Raw genomic sequence first — 17,944 nt, forward strand, 5'->3', positions numbered from 1 at the left:
CGCCCCGGTCGCAAGCCGCGGTAAGGTGTGAGACACACGGGAGACGCTTATGAAGATCGGGTTCATCGGCCTCGGTGTCATGGGCCAGCCAATGGCGCTCAACCTCGCGCGCGCCGGTACTGAGCTCATCGTCTGGAATCGCACGCCGGAGCGAGGCGACGCATTGCGCGAAGCGGGTGCGCAGGTTGCCGAGAGCGTCGCGGAAGTTTGCCGGGAGGCTCGCATCGTGATCGCGATGATGGCAACCGATACCGCGTTGGACGCGGTGCTCGGCCGCGGCACCGATGCATTCGCCGCGAACGTCGCGGGCCATACGATCGTGCATATGGGCACGACGTCGGCCGACTATTCGCGCGGGCTCGAGGCCGATGTTCGCGCGGCGGGCGGCCGCTATGTCGAAGCACCGGTCTCGGGCTCGCGCAAGCCGGCCGAGGCGGGGCAGCTCGTGGCGATGATGGCGGGCGACCCGGCGGCTGTCGAGGAAGTTCGGCCGCTGCTGAAGCCGATGTGTCATGAAACGGTCGTTTGTGGAGCCGTGCCGTCCGCGCTCTTGATGAAGCTGTCGGTCAATAGCTTTCTGATTCCGATGGTGACTTCGCTTGCCGAGGCCGCGCATCTCGCGCGACGTTTCGGGCTCGACATGAAGCAGTTCCAGGCCGTGCTCGACGCGGGTCAAATGGCGAGCAGCATATCGCGCGTGAAGGTCGACAAGCTCGTGAACGAAAATTTCGAGGTCCAGGCATCGATCGTCGACGTGCTGAAGAACAATCGGCTGGCGACTGAGGCCGCGCGCAACGCAAATCTTGCATCGCCGCTGCTGGATGTCTGTTTCCAGCTGTATTCGGAAAGCGTGTCGCTAGGGTACGGCAACGAGGATATGGCGGCGGTCGTGCGTGCCATCGAGGCGCGAAGCGATGCAAGGCGTGGATCGGCGTGAGCAGTGGCGCTCGACCCACATTGAATCGCCGAACTCATGCGTCCGATACTGCGACGCCTCGAGTGCGGCCTCCGCGCGTTGCAGCGTCAGCTCATCGGTGAACGCTCCGAGCAGCGCGTAGTGGCTGGAATCGGGTTCATGTGTGCCTGTCACGATTGCATCGACGACCTTGAGCTCCGTTCGCGGACCAATGTGTTGACGCGCGATACCGTCGCCTGCTTGTACCGTGCCGTCGGCACTTGCCGCGGCTTCCAGCGCGCGCACGACAGTGGTCCCGATGGCGACGATGCGCCCACGGCGCTTGCGTGTGGCTTCGACCAACGCTGCAGTCGCCGCGGGGATCCTGTAGCACTCGTCGAACGGCAACTTTGCATCGAGCGCCGGATCGCCTGTCGTTGACAATCCCGCCGCATGCGTCAACGTTGCGAATGCCACCCCCTTCTCACGCAATGCGTGCAACAGATGCCAGTCGAGGGCAAATCCCGCCGATGGAGGTTCGAACGCGACGGGGTGTGCGGCGATGGGCGTCCAGACATCCCACATCGCAAGCGGATCGACCATGTAGGAGTACTGAATTGGCTTGCCATGCACTGCGAGTTCGTGCCAGATCCGTACGGGCTCGCCTTCGAATCGGATCTCGACCAAACGCGGATGGTCGAGGAGTCGGACGACGGTAGCGATTAGCGCTCCGAATACGATACGCTCGCCGAGTGTCAACGCAGGCGGGGCCGCGCGAGCTTCGGTCGGCGTGCGAAAGTCGCCGTCGCCGAAAACGACGCAACGAAAGTCTCGAACGTCGTCGGGTTCGAGCGAAGAACGGCCGGCGAGCCGCAATTCGACGCACGCGCCCGTGCGTTCGAGGACGCCGGACAGGCTCGCGGGCAGCGTTGCGGCATCATTGGCGATCACGCAATCGCCGCGGCGCAGCAGACCCACCATCGCACTACGAGCCCGATGCTCGATCTTCCCCCAGCGATCGACGACCAGTAGTCGTGCATTCTTCGGTCGCTGGACCGGTGTCGTTGCCGCTTCCATGCTCACATTTCTCCTCTGACTGGCAGATGACGCATTTCGTCGAGCGTCGATGCGATCGCGTCGGAAAATTCGCGCGCCGCGTCGGCTGGGCGCTTGAGCGTCGCGATGTCCGCGTCAGGCACCGCAAGTGCGTGGAACGGCGTATTCATATCGCCGGGATCGAGCGAAAGCACGCGAATGCGGTCGGCACGCAGTTCCTCGTCCCAGATGCGGCTCATGTGGCGAAGCGCGGCCTTCGTCGCGCCATAGGCGCCCCAAGTCGGGTACGGCTCGACGGCCGCGTCGCTCGATACATTCAGCACCATTGCGCCGCCTCGCTCGCGCGCTGCGGCGGCGAGAGCGCCTAAAAGCGCCTTGGTCAGACGGAATGGTCCAAGCAGATTTGTGGCAATCGCCGCTTCGAGGTCCTCGCAATCGGTATCGCCGAGCAACGCGAGCGGCACGGGACCCAGCGACGAAGCATTGTTCACGAGTACATCGACGCCGCCGAGCACGCCGGTGATTTGCATCGCGAGCGGATAGATGTCGTCTTTGCGCGAGACGTCGGCCGCGAAGCCCGTCGCGTACGGGCGCTCGCCAGCCACGGATGCGACGCGCCCGGCGTCCCGCGCGATGAAGGCCACTCGCGCGCCGCGCGCTAGAAGCTCATCGACCAGGGCAAGGCCGAGTCCGGAGGTGCCCCCGGTGATCGCGGCGCGTATGCCTTCAAGGCTGAACGGTTGATCCATGATGTTCTCCTCGTCCAGGTTCTGCCGGTGCATAACCGGCGGTTTCCGTATGACCGATAATGGCCACACTGCCGTACGCGCTCCAGCGTGATGTCCAAAACTTTGTCGGAAACTCGATACGATGGACGAAGTAGAACAGGCTGCTCACCATCTCGCCCGCAATCTCGTGGCCTTGCGACATGCGCGTTCGCTGACGCAGGACGCCCTCGCGAAAGTTTCAGGGTTGCCTCGATCGACGATAGCGAACCTGGAGTCGGGCGAGGGCAATCCATCGCTCGCCGTACTGATGAAGGTCGCGGGGGCGCTTGCGGCGCCGATAGACGAGTTACTGGCATCGCCGCGCGCGAAGGTGCGCAAATGGGCGGCCAGCGAAGTGCCGGCATCGAATCGCGGCACCGGCCTGACGGTCCGGCCGCTCGTGCCAGAGCCCGTGCCGGACGGCATACTCGATACGATGGCGTTCGCGCCTGGTGCGTCGATGCGCGGTACGCCACATCTTCCTGGCACGCGCGAATATTTCACCTGCTTGTCGGGCACGGTGACCGTGTTCGTCGCGGGTGAACGGCACTCGCTCGTAGCCGGGGACGTGCTCGCGTTCCCCGGCCATGTCGCGCACTCCTATCGCAACGAGGATGCGGAGCAGGCGGCGCTGGGCATTTCGATCGTCATCCTGGCCAAGGCCGGCGTGTAGCGCCAATCGATCGCCAATGAGCGCAACTGGGCTCAGAAGGCGCACCTGAAGCAAAATGTCGTCTGCGCAGGTCGGCTGAGCGCCGATCATTTATCGGCTTCCGACCCTTTTTGTTCCCTTCCGGCCATCGATGCCGAGTAGGGGAAAGTCAATTCGTCGTTCAAGCGAGCTCAAAGGAGCCACTGCTCATGCCCGAAACGAACGTTTCGTTTTTCAGTCGATTGTCTCTCGCGATCGGCACGTTTTTTACCATCCTCGCCGATCGTGAGTTCGCGGCCGGCGTGCTCCGCCTGCGGGAAGGCGCTGCGCCCGTCGCCGCGGCGCCCCAAGCCCCGACCCCTGCCGCGCCCGTGATCAAGGATACGGGCCCGGACGCGGCGCTTCAGCTATTGGGACTGCTCCAGCGCGAGGCGCGCTTCATCGATTTCGTCGAGGAGGACATCGGCAGCTACGCGGATGCGGACATCGGCGCGGCGGCGAGGCTCGTGCACGAAGGCTGCCGCAAGGCGCTGCGCGAGCATTTCACGATTCGCCCAGTGCGCGAAGAGGCCGAGGGCAGTCGCGTGACGTTGGCCGAGAACTTCGATGCCAAGGCAATCCGGCTCACGGGCAACGTTGTCGGCAAGCCGCCGTTCAGCGGCAGCATCAGCCATCGTGGATGGCGCGTAGAGGATGTCCGGCTGCCGAAGCTCACGGGTAGTCACGACGCGACCGTGATCGCGCCCGCGGAGATCGAGCTATGAGCGAGCCGCGCTATTCAATCGGCATCGATCTCGGCACGACGCATTGCGCGCTTTCTTACGTCGATCTCTCCGCGAGCGACGGCGAGAAGACGAGCCAGGACGTCATGCCCGTCATGCAACTGGTCGGCCCCGGGGCGCTCGAAGCCCTCGATTTGCTGCCGTCCTTCCTCTATCTCCCGCACGAAAGCGAATTGACGCCGGGCGATCTCGCACTGCCGTGGACGTCGGCGCGGGATTTCATCGTCGGCGAAATGGCACGCAGCCGGGGAGCCGGCACGCCGATTCGGCTCGTTTCCAGCGCGAAGAGCTGGTTATGCCATCCCGGCGTGGACCGCCGCGCCGCCATTTTGCCGAGCGACGCGCCGCCCGAGGTCGCGCGCACGTCGCCGCTCGAGAGTTCCGTCCGCTATCTCACGCATCTGCGCGAGGCTTGGGACTATGCGCACCCCGACGCGCCATTCGCCGAGCAGGCCATCACCGTGACGATTCCCGCGTCGTTCGACCCGGCCGCGAGAGAGTTGACGGCGGAGGCCGCCGAGGCGGCCGGTTACAGCCGCGCGACGCTGCTGGAAGAACCGCAAGCGGCGCTCTATAGCTGGATCCAAAAAAGCGCGGGGGCGTGGCGTAAAGAGGTGCGAGTAGGCGACATCATCCTCGTCGTCGATGTCGGCGGCGGCACAACGGATTTGTCGCTGATCGCCGTCGTCGAGCGCGAAGGCAATCTCGAGCTGCATCGCGTCGCGGTCGGCGACCATATTCTGCTCGGCGGCGACAACATGGACCTTGCGCTCGCGCACGTCGTAGCGCGCAAGCTGGCCGCGCAAGGCACGCAGGCCGACGCGTGGCAATTGCGCGCACTGACCTACGCGTGCCGCTCGGCGAAGGAGATGCTGCTGACGGCGACGGATACGGACGTCGCGCCGCTCGTCGTGCCGAGCCGCGGCTCGAAGCTGATCGGCGGCTCGATCCGGACCGAGCTCACGCGCGACGAACTGACGCAAACGATTCTCGAAGGCTTTTTCCCGCAAGTCGACGTTTCGGCGCGACCGATCAATCGGCCGAGGGCCGGCTTGACACGGCTCGGCCTGCCCTATGCGCAGGACGCGGGCATCACGAGGCATCTCGCCGCCTTTCTTAGCCGTCAGGTCGGCGCGCTCACGGAACTCGACGGCGCGAACGAGGCGCGCGTAGAAGGGGTGAGCTTCCTGCATCCGACCGCCGTTCTCTTCAATGGCGGCGTATTCAAGTCGCCGCTGTTGGTCGAGCGGATCATGCAGGCGCTGAACGGTTGGCTCGCGGCCGAAGGCTCCGCGCCTGCGCGTCTCCTCTCGGGTGCGGATTTCGACCTTGCGGTGGCGCGCGGCGCGGCTTATTACGGCTATGTGAAGCGCGGCAAAGGCGTACGGATCCGCGGCGGCACCGCGCGTTCGTACTATGTCGGCGTCGAATCGGCGATGCCGGCCGTTCCTGGCATCGAGCCGCCGATCCAAGCGCTTTGCGTGGCGCCGTTCGGCATGGAAGAAGGCACGGACGCCGACCTGCCGGCGCAAGAGTTGGGTCTCGTCGTCGGCGAGCCGGTTCATTTCCGGTTTTTGGGCTCGTCGGTGCGCCGCCAGGATCAGGTCGGCACGATGCTCGAAGCGTGGTCGGCGGACGAGTTGCAGGAGCTCGACGCGATCGAGGCGACGCTGCCGGCGCAAGGGCGCACGGCCGGCGAAGTCGTCCCGGTCAAGCTTCATGCGCGCGTCACCGAATCGGGGACGCTGGAGCTCGAAGCGATCCCGCGCGGGACCGACGAGCGGTGGAAGGTCGAGTTCGATGTGCGCGGAGGGGCCGTCGGCTGAATTCGATGAAGCAATACACGGTCGGCATCGACCTCGGCACGAGCAACACGGTCCTCGCCTATGTCGAGGCGGGATCGGAAAACATTCGTGTCTTCGACGTCGACCAGCTCGTAAGTCTCGGTGAAGTCGGCGCGCGGCCGCTTCTGCCGTCGGTGCGATATCACCCGGCCCCCGGCGAGCTCCATGAGGGCGACCTGCAATTGCCATGGACGCGCGCCGGGCAAGACGACGGGATCGGCGCCGAGCCGCCGGCCGTCATCGGCCAGCTCGCCCGGGCGCTCGGCGCGCAGGTGCCGGGCCGCATCGTCGCGAGCGCGAAAAGCTGGCTCTCGCATGCTTCGGTCGATCGTCTCGCGCCGATTCTGCCTTGGGGTGCCGGCGACGAAGTCGGCAAGGTATCGCCCGTCACGGCGAGCGCCAGCTACCTGGCTCATCTGCGCCGCGCCTGGAATCACCGCTTTGCACACGCTCCGCTCGAGCAGCAGGATGTCGTGCTCACGGTGCCAGCGTCGTTCGACGACGGCGCACGCGCGTTGACGCTCGAGGCGGCGCGGATCGCGAAGCTGCCTGACCTGCGCCTGCTCGAAGAGCCTCAGGCCGCGTTCTACGACTGGCTGTTCCGTCATCGCGCGACGCTTACGGAGGAGCTTGCCGAGACGCGACTGGTGCTGATTTGCGATGTCGGCGGCGGCACAACCGATCTCACGCTGATCAAAGTGCAGTTCGACAACGGCGAGCCGCAATTGACGCGCATCGGCGTGGGCAACCATCTGATGCTCGGCGGCGACAACATGGATCTCGCGCTCGCGCGGCTCGTCGAAACGCGCATTGCCTCGGGCGATACGCGCTTGTCGGCGGCGAGCCTCTCGCAGCTCGTCGAGCGGTGTCGAGCGGCAAAGGAGCAGCTCCTGTCGGACGACGCGCGCGACTCGGTCGCCGTCACGCTGCTTTCCGCCGGAGCGAGACTCGTCGGCGGAGCACGAACGGCCGAGCTTGACCGAGAGGAAGCGGAGCGCGTCGTCGTCGACGGATTTTTCCCCGTCGTCGAGCCAGGCGAAACGCCTCGTCGCGCGCGAGGCGCGATCGTCGAGTTCGGGTTGCCTTATGCCGCTGACCCGGCCATCACGCGACACATCGCTGCGTTCTTGAGTCGCTTCGACGGACCTTCGCGCGAAGCGTTGAATGTGCCGGAGCACGCGGGCGCGGCCGCAGCCATGCCGGATACGTTGTTGCTCAATGGCGGCGTCTTTCGAAGCCGGCTGCTGTCGGACCGTCTCGCCGACACCATCGGCGCATGGCGCCAACGGCCGTTGCACGTCCTGCGCAACGATCATCCCGATGTGGCCGTCGCGCGCGGCGCCGTTGCCTATAGCCTCGCACGCAAAGGATTTGCGCCAAGGATCGGCGGTGGGTCGCCGCGCAGCTACATGCTCGTGCTGGATGAGGACGGCGACGTGAAGCGCGGTGTCTGCCTTTTGCCAAGGGGGACCGAGGAGGGGCACGAGGTGCGTCTCGAGGATCGGCTCTTTGCGCTGCGGCTCGGGCACCCCGTGCGTTTCCATCTGGTTTCGACCGCGGCCGATACGGCCTATCGGCATGGCGAGCTCGTCGATCTCTCGACGGGCGATTTCGTGCGATTGCCGCCGATCGCGACCGTCGTGCAGCCGAAGGGGACGGGCGAGGCGCGCGAAACGCCCGTCAAGCTCGCGACTTCGCTCACCGAGGTGGGCACCCTCGAGATGCATTGCGTCGGCGCCGACGACCCCGCGCAACGATGGTTGCTCGAGTTTCAATTGCGGCAGGGTGAAGTCGATGCCGCGTCCGCGTCCGCGTCTGAAACAGCGGCGCATTCGTCGCTCGAAGCGGCGATCGCGCCTATCGACCGTGCATTCGGCGCGCGCGCGGCCGGCGTCGATCCAAAGGAAACGAAGCGGTTGCGCTCGCGCCTCGAGGAACTGCTCGGGCCGCGCGAAAGTTGGGACAGCGCGTTGCTTCGCGAGATGTTCGGTGCGCTTTGGGAGCGCGCGCGCCGGCGGCGGCGCTCCGCGGACCATGAGCGGATATGGCTCAATCTGGCCGGGTACTGCATTCGCCCCGGTTTCGGTTATCCGCTCGACGATTGGCGCGTCGATCAACTCTGGTCGCTCTTCGACGACGGCATTCAATACGTCAACGACGGCCGCGTCTGGTCCGAATGGTGGACGCTCTGGCGCCGCGCGGCGGGCGGCCTCGGCGAAGAGGCGCAACTGCAGTTGCTCGATGCGATGGCTTATCTCGATCCGGCCAACATGAAGCGACGCAAGCTGCCGTTCGATCCCGCGAAGGTCGGCCATGCCGACATGGTCCTCGTTTCCGCATCGCTCGAGCGAATACCGGTGGAGCGCAAGATCGACATGGCGGAGCGGCTGCTCGACCGACTTCGAAAGCCCTCGGAGAATCAGCAGCAGTGGTGGGCGATCGGACGGATCGGCACGCGTCGACCGTTCTATGGCAGTGCGCATGGCGTCGTGCCGCCGGAAGTCGCGACGCGATGGCTGGACGCGATTTTGGCGCTCGATTGGAAGAAGGTCGAATCGGCCGTCTTTGCCGCGCTTCAGATCGCTCGCGTGACGGGCGACCGGGCCCGAGACCTGCCGCTTGAAGTCCGTGAGACCGTCGCGCGCCGGTTGCAGGCGGCGAGCGCGCCGCCGCGGTGGGTGCAGATGGTCAGCGAGGTCGTGGAGCTCGACGACGCCGACTCGGTGCGCGTTTTCGGCGAGACGCTGCCCGCCGGTTTGAAGCTGATCGGCGGCTGACTTCGTACTTCGCTCGCGAAAGCGGAGCGCGATCCGCTACGGCCTAGCCGCGACTTCGTCGAGATGAGAGAGGAGGTCGGCGGGGTCTTCATAGACGCGCAGCGCGCCCGCTTTCTCGAGCTCGTCGGTTCCGTAGCCTCCCGAGAGCAATCCCACGCCGAGCGCCCGGCATCGACGCGCCGCCAGCATATCCCAGACGCTGTCACCGACCACGACCGTATGCTCGATCGGCACACCTAACCGATCGGCAGCCGCGAGAAAGAGATCGGGGTCGGGCTTCGCATGCTTGACTTGATCGCGCGTGACGACGACGGCGGTTTGCGGGTCGACGCCGAGCGCTTCGAGGTTGAACTTCGCCGTTTCCATCCGCCCGCTCGTTGCGATCGCCCATCGAATGTTTGCCCGCGTCAGCGCTTCGAGCAGCGCGATCGCGCCCGGCAGCGGCTTCACCTCGCTACGCAGGCGTTGATAGGCCGCAGTATGGGCGACGCGCAGACGCTCCACTCGATCCTCGTTGAATTGATCGTGCGTTTCGCGCAGGAGCTGGTTGACGAACAGACCTCCGCTCATGCCAATCTTGCGGTGAATGCGCCAGACGGAAAGATCGATGCCCTCCGAGTCGAGCGCCTCCTTCCAGGCGAGCACATGCTGATAGACGCTGTCGACGAGCGTACCGTCGAGGTCGAAAAGAAACGATGTCTCGATGCGCATAGGTGGGTGATCCTCTTGCTCAGGTTCGCTCAACGCCTTCGGGCGTCGAGTCGTGATGTCGGGACTGCGCAGCAACGTGCGTACCGTGCGGCTCAATCCTCTCCGATATGCGCTTCGCCGTGGCCGCTGACCCCGCGCGTATCGGGTGCGAGCTGCGCGAAGATCCAGGCCGAAGACGCGGTGATGACGCCGACGCATGCGTACGTCGCATGAAACGCCACGAGCGTTTGATTGGACGATTGATGGCCGAACAACGACGTAAAGGTGCCGAGCAGCGCGCCGGCCACGGTGACGCCGAGGCTCATCGAGAGCATCTGCGCCAGCGAAAATAAGCTGTTGCCGCTGCTGGCCCCGCCGGTGCCGAGGTCCTTCAGCGTGAGCGTGTTCATGGCGGTGAACTGCATCGAATTGAAACCGCCGAAGATCGCAAACTGCACGATATGCACCCAAATGGGCTGGTTTGGCGCGACGAGCGCGAAGCTCGCCATCGTCAGGCCGACGATCACCGTGTTGACGAGCAGCACCGAGCGGTACCCATACCGGGTGATAAGTTCGACGACGATGCGCTTCGACGCCATGCCGGCAGCGGCGGCCGGCAACATCATCAGGCCGGCGTGAAACGGCGAATAGCCGAGGCTCACTTGGAGCAGGAGCGGCAGCAGGTATGGCATCGCCCCGCTGCCGATGCGAGCAAAGAGGTTTCCGAGGAGGCCGACCCGAAAAGTCGGGATCTGGAACAAGTCGAGCGAGAAGAGCGGCTCCTCGCTGCGCGCGGCGTGCAATGCGTACCCCGTCAGGCAAGCGAACGCGAAAATCAGCAGCACGAGGACGATGGCATGCTGGAGCCCGAGCTCCGCGAGACCATCGAGCGCGAGCGTGAGCGCCAGCATCGCCAGCGCGAGCATCGCGTAGCCTTTGATGTCGAAGCCGCCGGCCGAAGGCAATGGCTCGCCGAGCATGAAGAGCGCCGTGGCCGCGCAGCCGACGACGCCGACCGGCACATTGATCAGAAAGACCCAATGCCACGAAGCGACGTCGGTCAGCCAGCCGCCGAGCGTCGGGCCGATCAGCGGGCCGACGAGACCCGGGATGGCAACGAAGCTGAGCGCCGCCAGGTATCGCTCGCGCGGAAACGTGCGCAGAATCGCGAGGCGCCCGACAGGCAGCAGCATTGCGCCGCCGACGCCTTGCAACACGCGCGACGCGACCAACTGCCAAAGCGCGCGCGAGCTCGCGCAAAAGAGCGACCCCACCGTGAAAACGAGGATCGCGGCGAAGAACACGCGCCGCATACCAAGGCGATCGGCGAGAAAGCCCGAGACGGGGATCATCAGCGCCATCGTCAGCGAGTAGGCGACGACGACCGATTGCATACGCAACGGCAACTCGCCGAGACTGCGCGCCATTGCGGGCAGGGCCGTGTTGACGATCGTGGTATCGAGCGTCTGCATGAAGAACCCCGTGGCGACGAGCCATAGCGTGATCGTCAATTTGCGCTCGTGCGCTTTGTCTGGCTCGATCGCGGTCTCGGTCGTGATGTCGCGCATGGGGTGTGGGACGATGGGGCTGCTCGGGAAGACGACGGGACGATGGCTAAAAAACGTCCGAGTATTTTAGCGGCTTCACTCCATTCGATTCGGTCAGGTGCGCATGGCGTCGCCAGGTTGGTCCGCGCCGCTACCGGCCGTGTCGTCACGCTTCGGTCGGCGCACCGCCCGCAACTTCCCGCTGCCACCGCCCCCGCAGAAGAATTGCTCGCCGCCATCGGACTCGAGCCCCGAGACATTGACGCCTTCCGGCATTTCGATGGATTCGAACACTTCGCCCGTTTGCGGGTCGATTCGTCGCAACTCACTTGCGTCGTCTTCCCAAGTTCCGTGCCAGAGCTCGCCGTCGACCCATGTCACGCCCGTTACGAAGCGGTTCGACTCGATGGTTCGAAGAATGGCGCCTGTTTCGGGGTCGACCTGGTGAATCTTGCGCTCGCGATAGCGCCCGACCCAAAGCGTTCCTTCCGCCCATGCGAGCCCCGAGTTGCCGCCTCCGCCCGGCGCGGGAATCGTGGCGGTCACACGCCCCGTCTTGCGATCGATCTTCTGGATGCGGTCGTCGGCGATTTGAAAGAGATGCTCCCCGTCGAACGCCGTTCCCGCACGCGACGGGACGTCGATCGAGCGTAGCGTTTCCCCGCTCGACGGGTCCAACGCCTGCAGCTTGTCGCCGGTCGCGAACCAGACATGCTGGCCGTCGTAGCTGACGCCGTGCACACCGTCGGCGCCGGGAAACGGGCCGTACTCGCGGATGATTTCGGCTGCCGATCGTTTCATGCATGTCTCCTGATGTATTTTCCATTCACTAGACTAGCCGAGCGGGGAGCAACAATGTGGTCGCCAAAGCCGGCATGGGCGGTGTCATCCAACGACGGGCCCGCCCGCGGCCGACCGATTGCACCTTGCCGCTCTCCGCGAGCGAATCGAGTGCCCGCTGCACCGTCCGCTGACTGGCGCCGAGCGCAAGCGCGACGGCGGAACTCGACCACGATTCGCCGTCCGCCAACAAAGCGAGCACAGCCGCGTGCTTCTCGTCGACGGGCCGTGCCAACACGACGATCTCGCGAGCATGCTGTGGGACCAGCGCAAATCCCCTTTTTGTCGCGATCACCTCTGCTAGCGGCCGAATTGTGGCGCGCAGCCGTGCCATCTCCACCCGCAGCCGCGCGCGATGCGATTCATCGGGGAGCTTCGTCCGGAATGCATCGGCGATCAGTGCGTTTCGGGGCACGTCTTCGGGCCACGCCTCGGCGAGGGCGCGGGCGATCGCGAACAACACCGGTCGCCGTGCAAGACGGATCGCGGGGGCTGCGTTGCAGGCGACGATATGCCGGCAAGCGTCAACGACGAGCGCGCCCGACATCATCAGCGCTTCGACTTCTTCGAGCAGTAGCGGATGCGCCTGCCCGTGCGCGATCAGCCGCGCCGCCGGCGTCGACAGCAGCAGGGCCGCGGTCTCGACTTCCGCTTTTAGCGCAGGAATGCCTGAACGGGCCGCGGCGTGTCGGGCGCGGACGAGTGCGGCACGTGCGGCCTTTGCCTGAAGGCGCCGCATCGCCATGCCCGCGACGATCAGCTCATGCGCCGCTTTCAACGCGGGCGGGAACGGTGCGGGGTCGAGTCCGACGAGCAAGCGCTCGGCATCCTCGAGGCGGCCGATCAGCAAGAGGCGCCGGACTTCGAGGTACCGCGCGTGGGCCGCGTTCAGCCGATCGCCATGCGCTTCGAGCGTCGCGCGTGCCGCGTGCAGCATCTTCGCCGGCCAATTGAGCTCGCGCGAGGCGAGCGCGATCTCGGCCTCGGCGACGACACACCTTGCGCGGGCCAACGCTTCTTTAGGACCGAAGGCGCGCGCCGCGCTGCGCATCAGCGCTTTTGCTCGCGCCAGATCTCCGAGCTGAGCCATGGCAATGCCTCGAAGCGCGAGCGCGGGCGCGTCTGCGCGCAGCGCGACGCGATTCAGCGCACCGAGCGCATCCCCGGCCGCCAGCGCGCGCGCCGCGGCCTCGATCAGCGAGTCCATCCGAATCGCGCCACAGTTGTCACTCCCCCTCGTCAGACGCCCGGCCCTAATCTATCACCACGCTCACCAACGAGCACGTCGAATCGGGGACCGACCGAACGACGAAACCCGACTAAACCCCTTAGGAGGAAGGAATGGCAACGACACATGCAACCGGCACACGTGACGAGTGGCTCGCGGCGCGGATCAAGCTGCTCGAGGCCGAGAAGGAGCTGACGCGACGCGGCGACGAACTGGCGATGCAGCGGCAGGCACTGCCGTGGGTCCGCGTCGAGAAGGACTACCGGTTCGACACCGAGGAAGGCAACGTTTCGCTGGCGGATCTGTTCAAAGGGCGATCGCAACTACTCGTCTACCACTTCATGTTTGGGCCCGATTACCAAGCGGGGTGCCCGGCATGCTCGACGATCGCGGATGGATTCAACGGCTTTGCCATTCACCTCGCGAACCACGACGTCATGCTGATGGCGGTATCGCGAGCGCCCTTCGCGAAGCTGCAGGCGTACAAGCAGCGGATGGGCTGGACGTTTCCTTGGGCGTCGTCGCTCGGCAGCGAGTTCAATTTCGACTTCAACGTGTCGGTGACCGAGGAGCAGCAGCGCAAGGGCGACGTCGAATACAACTACGAGCGCGGCGGTCATGCCATGGATATGAAGGAGCCGCCGGAACCGGTCGTACGGTTTGCGAGTTCCTGCGGCACCGACGCGGCGACCTACACGCGCGATCGGCCCGGCATGAGCGCGTTCATCCTCGAGGACGGTGTGGTCTATCACACCTACTCGACTTATGCGCGAGGACTGGACGGCCTCTGGGGCATGTACCAATGGCTCGATCGCGCGCCGAAAGGACGCAACGAAGCGGACGGCCTCTGGTGGCTTCGCCATGACGAGTACGAAACCCGTTGAGGCAGCTTTCGAAATGAGCATGACGGAAGACCATCCCGCGGAGCGGGCGATTCCGCGGCGCATCGCCCCGGAAATCGCCTCCCAGCGAGCCCTGTTCGGCACCTCGGCGCTGCTTTTCGTCATCGGCGCGGCGGTCACGGTCGTCTGGTCCGCATCGATGTCGGCAATGGACGGCATGCCGATGGCGGGCGGCTGGTCGATGTCGATGACCTGGATGCGCATGCCCGATCAGACGTGGCTCGGCTTCGCGGCATCGTTTGTCGGCATGTGGCTCGCCATGATGACGGCAATGATGATGCCGTCTCTGGTGCCGATGCTCGTGCGCTACCGCCGGGCGATCGATGGGCGGGGCAGCGCGAGACGGCTAGCATGGCTGACATCGATCGTCGGTGCGGGCTATTTCTTCGTTTGGACGCTTTTCGGCATGGCGGTTTTTGCGATTGGGGTCACGCTTGCCGCAGCCGAGATGGCGTGGCCGGCACTGGCGCGCGCGGTTCCGATCGCGAGCGGCATGGCCGTGGCAGCTGCCGGAGTGTCTCAGTTCACCGAGTGGAAAATGCGTCACCTCGTCTGCTGCCGCGAGGCGCCGGGGCGCGATCGCAAACTGCACCCCGACGTCGGCACGGCATGGCTCCACGGTTTGCGTCTTGGTCTGCACTGCTGCTATTGCTCGCTCGGCTTGACGGTGTCTTTGCTCGTCGTTGGGATGATGGACTTGCGCATGATGACTGTCGTGACGGTTGCCATTACCGCCGAACGGCTCGCGCCGGGCGGCGAGCGTATCGCACGGGCCATTGGTGCCGTTGTCGTCGCGATGGGACTGGGCCTGATCATGCATGCCGGCTTGCTGGCCTGACGCCTCGCGGCGATTTGCCTTTTCAGCGTCGCGAGGGTTACTGTCGGAGGCGGGCATATTCGAGATAGGAACCCCGGATGAGGTATGATGGTGGAACATGTATGTTCCATTTGATGGACCTCCCATGAGGGATACCGACGTGCTTTACGGCGAGGACGCGCAGGCGCTGCGCAAGAAGGCCGGGCTCACGCAGACGCAGCTCGCGGAGCGCTGGGGCCTCACGCGACAGCAAATCGGTCGCTACGAAAAGACCGGACAGACAGTTCCGCCAAAGGAGGCCGACGCGTATCGAGGCTTGGTGCTTACCGTGCAGCGTAATGCAACATAGAAATTGCATTTGACGTCTGGACGCGCTACCATGGATCCCCTCAACGAACTTCCTCGACGCGCGATGACGGCTATCGTTTTTGACACGCTTGCTTACGCTGAAAAGCTCGAGGCCGCTGGCTTTACGCACGAGCAGGCCAAGGGCCAGGCGCACGCATTGCGTGAAATCATCGATGACCAGATAGCCACAAAGCAAGACTTGGCCGCGCTCGATGCAAGTGTCTCTACTAGGATCGCCGCGCTGGATGCGAGCGTTTCGGCAAGGCTGTCCGAGACGAAAGCCGAGCTGATCAAGTGGTATATCGGCACAATGTTCGCCATGACCGCCCTGGTCGTCGGACTCGTCAAGCTCATTCACTAGTCCGTCGTTCTTCGCAAACGGCGGCGTCGACAAAAGCTCGCAACGAACCGGTTCGCAATCTTCGTGCCGCATTGCATAGCGAAGCGGGATCTGCGCTCAATTATTTTCCCAATTCAACGATTTATCGATAGATTGTTTATCTGCTTTAAATGCAGAAAGAACGGCCTTTATACCTTTTATTGACAAATACCTTACTATTTCCGGTGCGGGCGATTAAGCACGTAAAGCTCCAGCGATAGAAAAGCTTCCGCTCCCGTGTTGTTCGCAGAGCGCCAGCCTAGTGCCTACGCTCAAGCGGCAGACGAAGCCGCGCCTTGACAAGCCGCGCGTTCCCGCCTAATTTCATAACGCCGATCTTATCGGTATCTATGCATTACCCTCCGAAATTATTTATCAAAATCGCTTAACAGACGTTTCGCATCACGCAGTATTCATTTATGCGGTTCGATAGTCAGGCTCTTGGTTGTGTCGAGAAGAGGGCTGAAGGTCGACCGTCGTCTGCTATTGCGCGCCGCGAAGAAACGACGCGTATAGGAGGCGGCGGTCATCGAGACAAGGCAACTCAACTTCCAAGGACGAATAATGAAGAAGCGAGATAGGAGTGGTGCACCCAGCCTCGAGCGTTGTCATGGCGGCGGGCTCTGGCTCGGTGCGATTGCGGCGGCAGCGCTTGCGCTTGCCGGGTGCGGCGGTGGCGACGGCGGCTCGCCGGTGGCGGCGAGCGCGAATGCGCAGCAACCCACGGCGGCGCAGTTAGCCGGTGACCAGCAGGCGATGGCCGATGCGCCTTTCGTGGATCAGATAGCCTATTCGACGAACGCGGGCGACAGTCTCGATCCGACGCAAGTGACGGAGAAGGCGGCCGTCATGCATCACGTTTGGACGTCGGGCAATACGACGATTCACTACACGACGACAACGGGCCATCTGACGGCCTTCGATCTTGGCGGCAAGCCGGAAGCGACGATGTCGTACGTAGCCTATACGGCGCCGAGCAAGGACGGGACGCCTCGCCCGGTCACGTTCTTCTACAACGGTGGCCCCGGCTCCTCATCGATCTGGCTGCGGCTTGGCTCGTTCGCCCCTACGCGCGTGGCCACGCCTGATCCACTGATGACGAATTGGCCGAATTTCCCGCTCGTGGACAATGCGCAGAGCCTTATCGATACGACCGACATGGTCTTCATCGACCCGCCGGGCACGGGGCTCTCGGAGGCCATTGCGCCCAACACGAACCAGAAGTTCTGGGGTAGCGATCCCGATGTCAATGTGATGCGCGACTTCATTCGTCGCTATATCGCGGCGAACAATCGGAGCAATTCGCCGCTGTACCTCTATGGCGAATCGTATGGCACGCCGCGCACGGACATGCTGGCGCTCGCGCTCGAATCCGCCGGCGTTCATCTGACGGGCATCATGCTGCAGTCGTCGATCCTGAACTACTTCGCCGATGCGATCGAAGCGGTCGCGATCCTCAGCGGCAACACGATCGACATGAATGCGCTCAAGCTCGACACCGATACGTTGAGCGGCTATTACCCCGGATACGCGGCGGTGGCGGCCTACTTCAACCAACTGTCGCTGCCGGTTCAGGTCGACCCGGCGCTGTTTGCGTTCCAGTCGGAGTTGTTCGCGACAACCCACTATCGCGACTTCAGGAAGTATGCGCAGTCGTGGGTACTGAGCCAACTCGGCGTACCGACGTTCCTGGGCACGCCGGTTTTCCCGAGCGCGCCTACGCTGGCTTCGTGGACGTGGTCGTCGGGCTTGTCGTTCCAGGCGTTGAATGGCTATTTCAACATCAATCCATTCAACAACGAACTGCTGCCGGGCACGACGATCGGCCGCTACGACGGACGCGTGTCACTGCCGGATAGCGATCCGCGTCTGCAAACCGATGGCGATCCTTCGGATATCCTGATTTCGCAGCCGTTCACGACGGCTCTCGCGACGCAGATGCCGACGTATCTCGGCTATACGGCGCCGAACGCGACCTACATGCCGTTGAACGACAACATCATCAACGTCTGGGACTTTTCGCACGACGGCCAGCCGCTGCCCGATACGATTCCCGATCTGCTGGCGGCGATCGAGCTCAACCCGCAGTTGCAGGTGCTTGCGTTGAACGGTTACCACGATCTCGCCACGCCGTTCTTCAACACGGAGAAGCAGCTTGCACGCTTGCAGACGGTGCAAGGGTTCAATCCGAACCTGCAGGTGACGTTCTATCCCGGCGGTCACATGATCTATCTCGACGACAATGCGCGCCCGAAGATGAAATCGGACCTGCGTGATTTTTATGCAGCACAGCCAGCGCCTGGTGCGCTTGGACTTTGGATGCTGCCGCCGCCGTGGAGAGACGAAAGCCCGGCGGCCACGCCGACGCTGGCGGCGCAGTCCTCGACGCAGTAACCGGCGCTTGCCGGTTTCTTCAGCTA

General features: G+C 64.2%; 16 protein-coding genes. 10 read left to right on the forward strand and 6 right to left on the reverse strand.

Features of this window, described 5'->3' with window-relative positions; genetic code table 11:
• Window positions 1-49: 49 nt before the first annotated feature.
• A complete protein-coding gene (locus AB4Y31_RS24390; protein ID WP_368676226.1) occupies window positions 50-937 on the forward strand; it encodes an NAD(P)-dependent oxidoreductase in 888 nt (295 codons plus the stop codon).
• Here the strand turns inward: AB4Y31_RS24390 and AB4Y31_RS24395 are convergent.
• Together AB4Y31_RS24395 and AB4Y31_RS24400 are read right to left on the reverse strand one after the other, a co-directional pair.
• Window positions 857-1,972 carry an S-adenosylmethionine:tRNA ribosyltransferase-isomerase gene (locus AB4Y31_RS24395; RefSeq protein ID WP_368676227.1) on the reverse strand — a complete coding sequence of 372 codons (1,116 nt, stop codon included), beginning with the start codon at window positions 1,970-1,972 and terminating at the stop codon, window positions 857-859. The genes AB4Y31_RS24390 and AB4Y31_RS24395 overlap by 81 nt on opposite strands.
• 2 nt (window positions 1,973-1,974) lie before the next feature.
• The gene (locus tag AB4Y31_RS24400) at window positions 1,975-2,700 is read right to left on the reverse strand and encodes an SDR family NAD(P)-dependent oxidoreductase (RefSeq protein WP_368676228.1); all 726 of its coding nucleotides are present in this window, start codon (window positions 2,698-2,700) and stop codon (window positions 1,975-1,977) included.
• 121 nt (window positions 2,701-2,821) lie between these two features.
• On the opposite strand from AB4Y31_RS24400, the gene AB4Y31_RS24405 reads away from it, so the two are divergent.
• The 4 genes from AB4Y31_RS24405 to AB4Y31_RS24420 all read left to right on the forward strand — a co-directional run bounded on the left by AB4Y31_RS24405 (window position 2,822) and on the right by AB4Y31_RS24420 (window position 8,773).
• A complete protein-coding gene (locus AB4Y31_RS24405) occupies window positions 2,822-3,391 on the forward strand; it encodes a helix-turn-helix domain-containing protein (protein WP_107153414.1) in 570 nt (189 codons plus the stop codon).
• 188 nt (window positions 3,392-3,579) lie between these two features.
• The gene (locus tag AB4Y31_RS24410) at window positions 3,580-4,134 is read left to right on the forward strand and encodes a DUF2760 domain-containing protein (RefSeq protein WP_368676229.1); all 555 of its coding nucleotides are present in this window, start codon (window positions 3,580-3,582) and stop codon (window positions 4,132-4,134) included.
• Window positions 4,131-5,978 (forward strand): Hsp70 family protein, encoded by a 1,848-nt coding sequence (locus tag AB4Y31_RS24415; RefSeq protein ID WP_368676230.1) that lies wholly within the window; start codon window positions 4,131-4,133, stop codon window positions 5,976-5,978. The genes AB4Y31_RS24410 and AB4Y31_RS24415 overlap by 4 nt, the downstream gene beginning before the upstream one ends.
• Window positions 5,979-5,983: 5 nt before the next feature.
• Window positions 5,984-8,773 carry an Hsp70 family protein gene (locus AB4Y31_RS24420; protein WP_368676231.1) on the forward strand — a complete coding sequence of 930 codons (2,790 nt, stop codon included), beginning with the start codon at window positions 5,984-5,986 and terminating at the stop codon, window positions 8,771-8,773.
• Window positions 8,774-8,809: 36 nt separating this feature from the next.
• Here the strand turns inward: AB4Y31_RS24420 and AB4Y31_RS24425 are convergent, their stop codons facing one another.
• From AB4Y31_RS24425 to AB4Y31_RS24440, 4 genes are all read right to left on the reverse strand, one after another.
• Window positions 8,810-9,484 (reverse strand): HAD family hydrolase, encoded by a 675-nt coding sequence (locus AB4Y31_RS24425; RefSeq protein ID WP_368676232.1) that lies wholly within the window; start codon window positions 9,482-9,484, stop codon window positions 8,810-8,812.
• A 92-nt stretch (window positions 9,485-9,576) separates the two neighbouring features.
• Entirely contained in the window at window positions 9,577-11,031 is a 1,455-nt protein-coding gene (mdtD, locus tag AB4Y31_RS24430; RefSeq protein ID WP_368676233.1) for a multidrug transporter subunit MdtD, read from the reverse strand.
• A gap of 93 nt (window positions 11,032-11,124) precedes the next feature.
• Window positions 11,125-11,811 carry a DUF5074 domain-containing protein gene (locus AB4Y31_RS24435; protein WP_368676234.1) on the reverse strand — a complete coding sequence of 229 codons (687 nt, stop codon included), beginning with the start codon at window positions 11,809-11,811 and terminating at the stop codon, window positions 11,125-11,127.
• 28 nt (window positions 11,812-11,839) lie between these two features.
• Window positions 11,840-13,057: a helix-turn-helix domain-containing protein gene (locus AB4Y31_RS24440; protein WP_368676235.1), complete on the reverse strand. Its 1,218-nt coding sequence runs from the start codon at window positions 13,055-13,057 to the stop codon at window positions 11,840-11,842.
• A 134-nt stretch (window positions 13,058-13,191) separates the two neighbouring features.
• Here AB4Y31_RS24440 and AB4Y31_RS24445 point away from each other — a divergent pair, with 134 nt between their 5' ends.
• From AB4Y31_RS24445 to AB4Y31_RS24465, 5 genes are all read left to right on the forward strand, one after another.
• Entirely contained in the window at window positions 13,192-13,962 is a 771-nt protein-coding gene (locus AB4Y31_RS24445) for a DUF899 domain-containing protein (RefSeq protein ID WP_368676236.1), read from the forward strand.
• A gap of 19 nt (window positions 13,963-13,981) precedes the next feature.
• Window positions 13,982-14,818, forward strand: coding sequence for a DUF2182 domain-containing protein (locus AB4Y31_RS24450; protein ID WP_368676237.1), 837 nt, complete (start codon window positions 13,982-13,984; stop codon window positions 14,816-14,818).
• 124 nt (window positions 14,819-14,942) lie between these two features.
• Window positions 14,943-15,146, forward strand: coding sequence for a helix-turn-helix domain-containing protein (locus AB4Y31_RS24455; protein WP_107153405.1), 204 nt, complete (start codon window positions 14,943-14,945; stop codon window positions 15,144-15,146).
• Between the two features lie 30 nt (window positions 15,147-15,176).
• Complete coding sequence (locus tag AB4Y31_RS24460; protein WP_368676238.1) at window positions 15,177-15,506, forward strand: hypothetical protein; 330 nt, start codon at window positions 15,177-15,179, stop codon at window positions 15,504-15,506.
• Between the two features lie 582 nt (window positions 15,507-16,088).
• Window positions 16,089-17,918, forward strand: coding sequence for a peptidase S10 (locus tag AB4Y31_RS24465; protein WP_368676239.1), 1,830 nt, complete (start codon window positions 16,089-16,091; stop codon window positions 17,916-17,918).
• Window positions 17,919-17,944 lie beyond the last annotated feature (26 nt).

The organism is Trinickia sp. EG282A, assembly GCF_040965455.1.
Taxonomy (GTDB): domain Bacteria; phylum Pseudomonadota; class Gammaproteobacteria; order Burkholderiales; family Burkholderiaceae; genus Trinickia; species Trinickia symbiotica.

Coding starts and splice junctions, on each gene's coding strand:
- AB4Y31_RS24390 (WP_368676226.1), top strand. CDS start 50: ATGAAGATCGGGTTCATCGGCCTCGGTGTCATGGGCCAGCCAATGGCG.
- AB4Y31_RS24395 (WP_368676227.1), bottom strand. CDS start 1,972: ATGGAAGCGGCAACGACACCGGTCCAGCGACCGAAGAATGCACGACTA.
- AB4Y31_RS24400 (WP_368676228.1), bottom strand. CDS start 2,700: ATGGATCAACCGTTCAGCCTTGAAGGCATACGCGCCGCGATCACCGGG.
- AB4Y31_RS24405 (WP_107153414.1), top strand. CDS start 2,822: ATGGACGAAGTAGAACAGGCTGCTCACCATCTCGCCCGCAATCTCGTG.
- AB4Y31_RS24410 (WP_368676229.1), top strand. CDS start 3,580: ATGCCCGAAACGAACGTTTCGTTTTTCAGTCGATTGTCTCTCGCGATC.
- AB4Y31_RS24415 (WP_368676230.1), top strand. CDS start 4,131: ATGAGCGAGCCGCGCTATTCAATCGGCATCGATCTCGGCACGACGCAT.
- AB4Y31_RS24420 (WP_368676231.1), top strand. CDS start 5,984: ATGAAGCAATACACGGTCGGCATCGACCTCGGCACGAGCAACACGGTC.
- AB4Y31_RS24425 (WP_368676232.1), bottom strand. CDS start 9,484: ATGCGCATCGAGACATCGTTTCTTTTCGACCTCGACGGTACGCTCGTC.
- mdtD (WP_368676233.1), bottom strand. CDS start 11,031: ATGCGCGACATCACGACCGAGACCGCGATCGAGCCAGACAAAGCGCAC.
- AB4Y31_RS24435 (WP_368676234.1), bottom strand. CDS start 11,811: ATGAAACGATCGGCAGCCGAAATCATCCGCGAGTACGGCCCGTTTCCC.
- AB4Y31_RS24440 (WP_368676235.1), bottom strand. CDS start 13,057: ATGGACTCGCTGATCGAGGCCGCGGCGCGCGCGCTGGCGGCCGGGGAT.
- AB4Y31_RS24445 (WP_368676236.1), top strand. CDS start 13,192: ATGGCAACGACACATGCAACCGGCACACGTGACGAGTGGCTCGCGGCG.
- AB4Y31_RS24450 (WP_368676237.1), top strand. CDS start 13,982: ATGACGGAAGACCATCCCGCGGAGCGGGCGATTCCGCGGCGCATCGCC.
- AB4Y31_RS24455 (WP_107153405.1), top strand. CDS start 14,943: ATGAGGGATACCGACGTGCTTTACGGCGAGGACGCGCAGGCGCTGCGC.
- AB4Y31_RS24460 (WP_368676238.1), top strand. CDS start 15,177: ATGGATCCCCTCAACGAACTTCCTCGACGCGCGATGACGGCTATCGTT.
- AB4Y31_RS24465 (WP_368676239.1), top strand. CDS start 16,089: ATGAAGAAGCGAGATAGGAGTGGTGCACCCAGCCTCGAGCGTTGTCAT.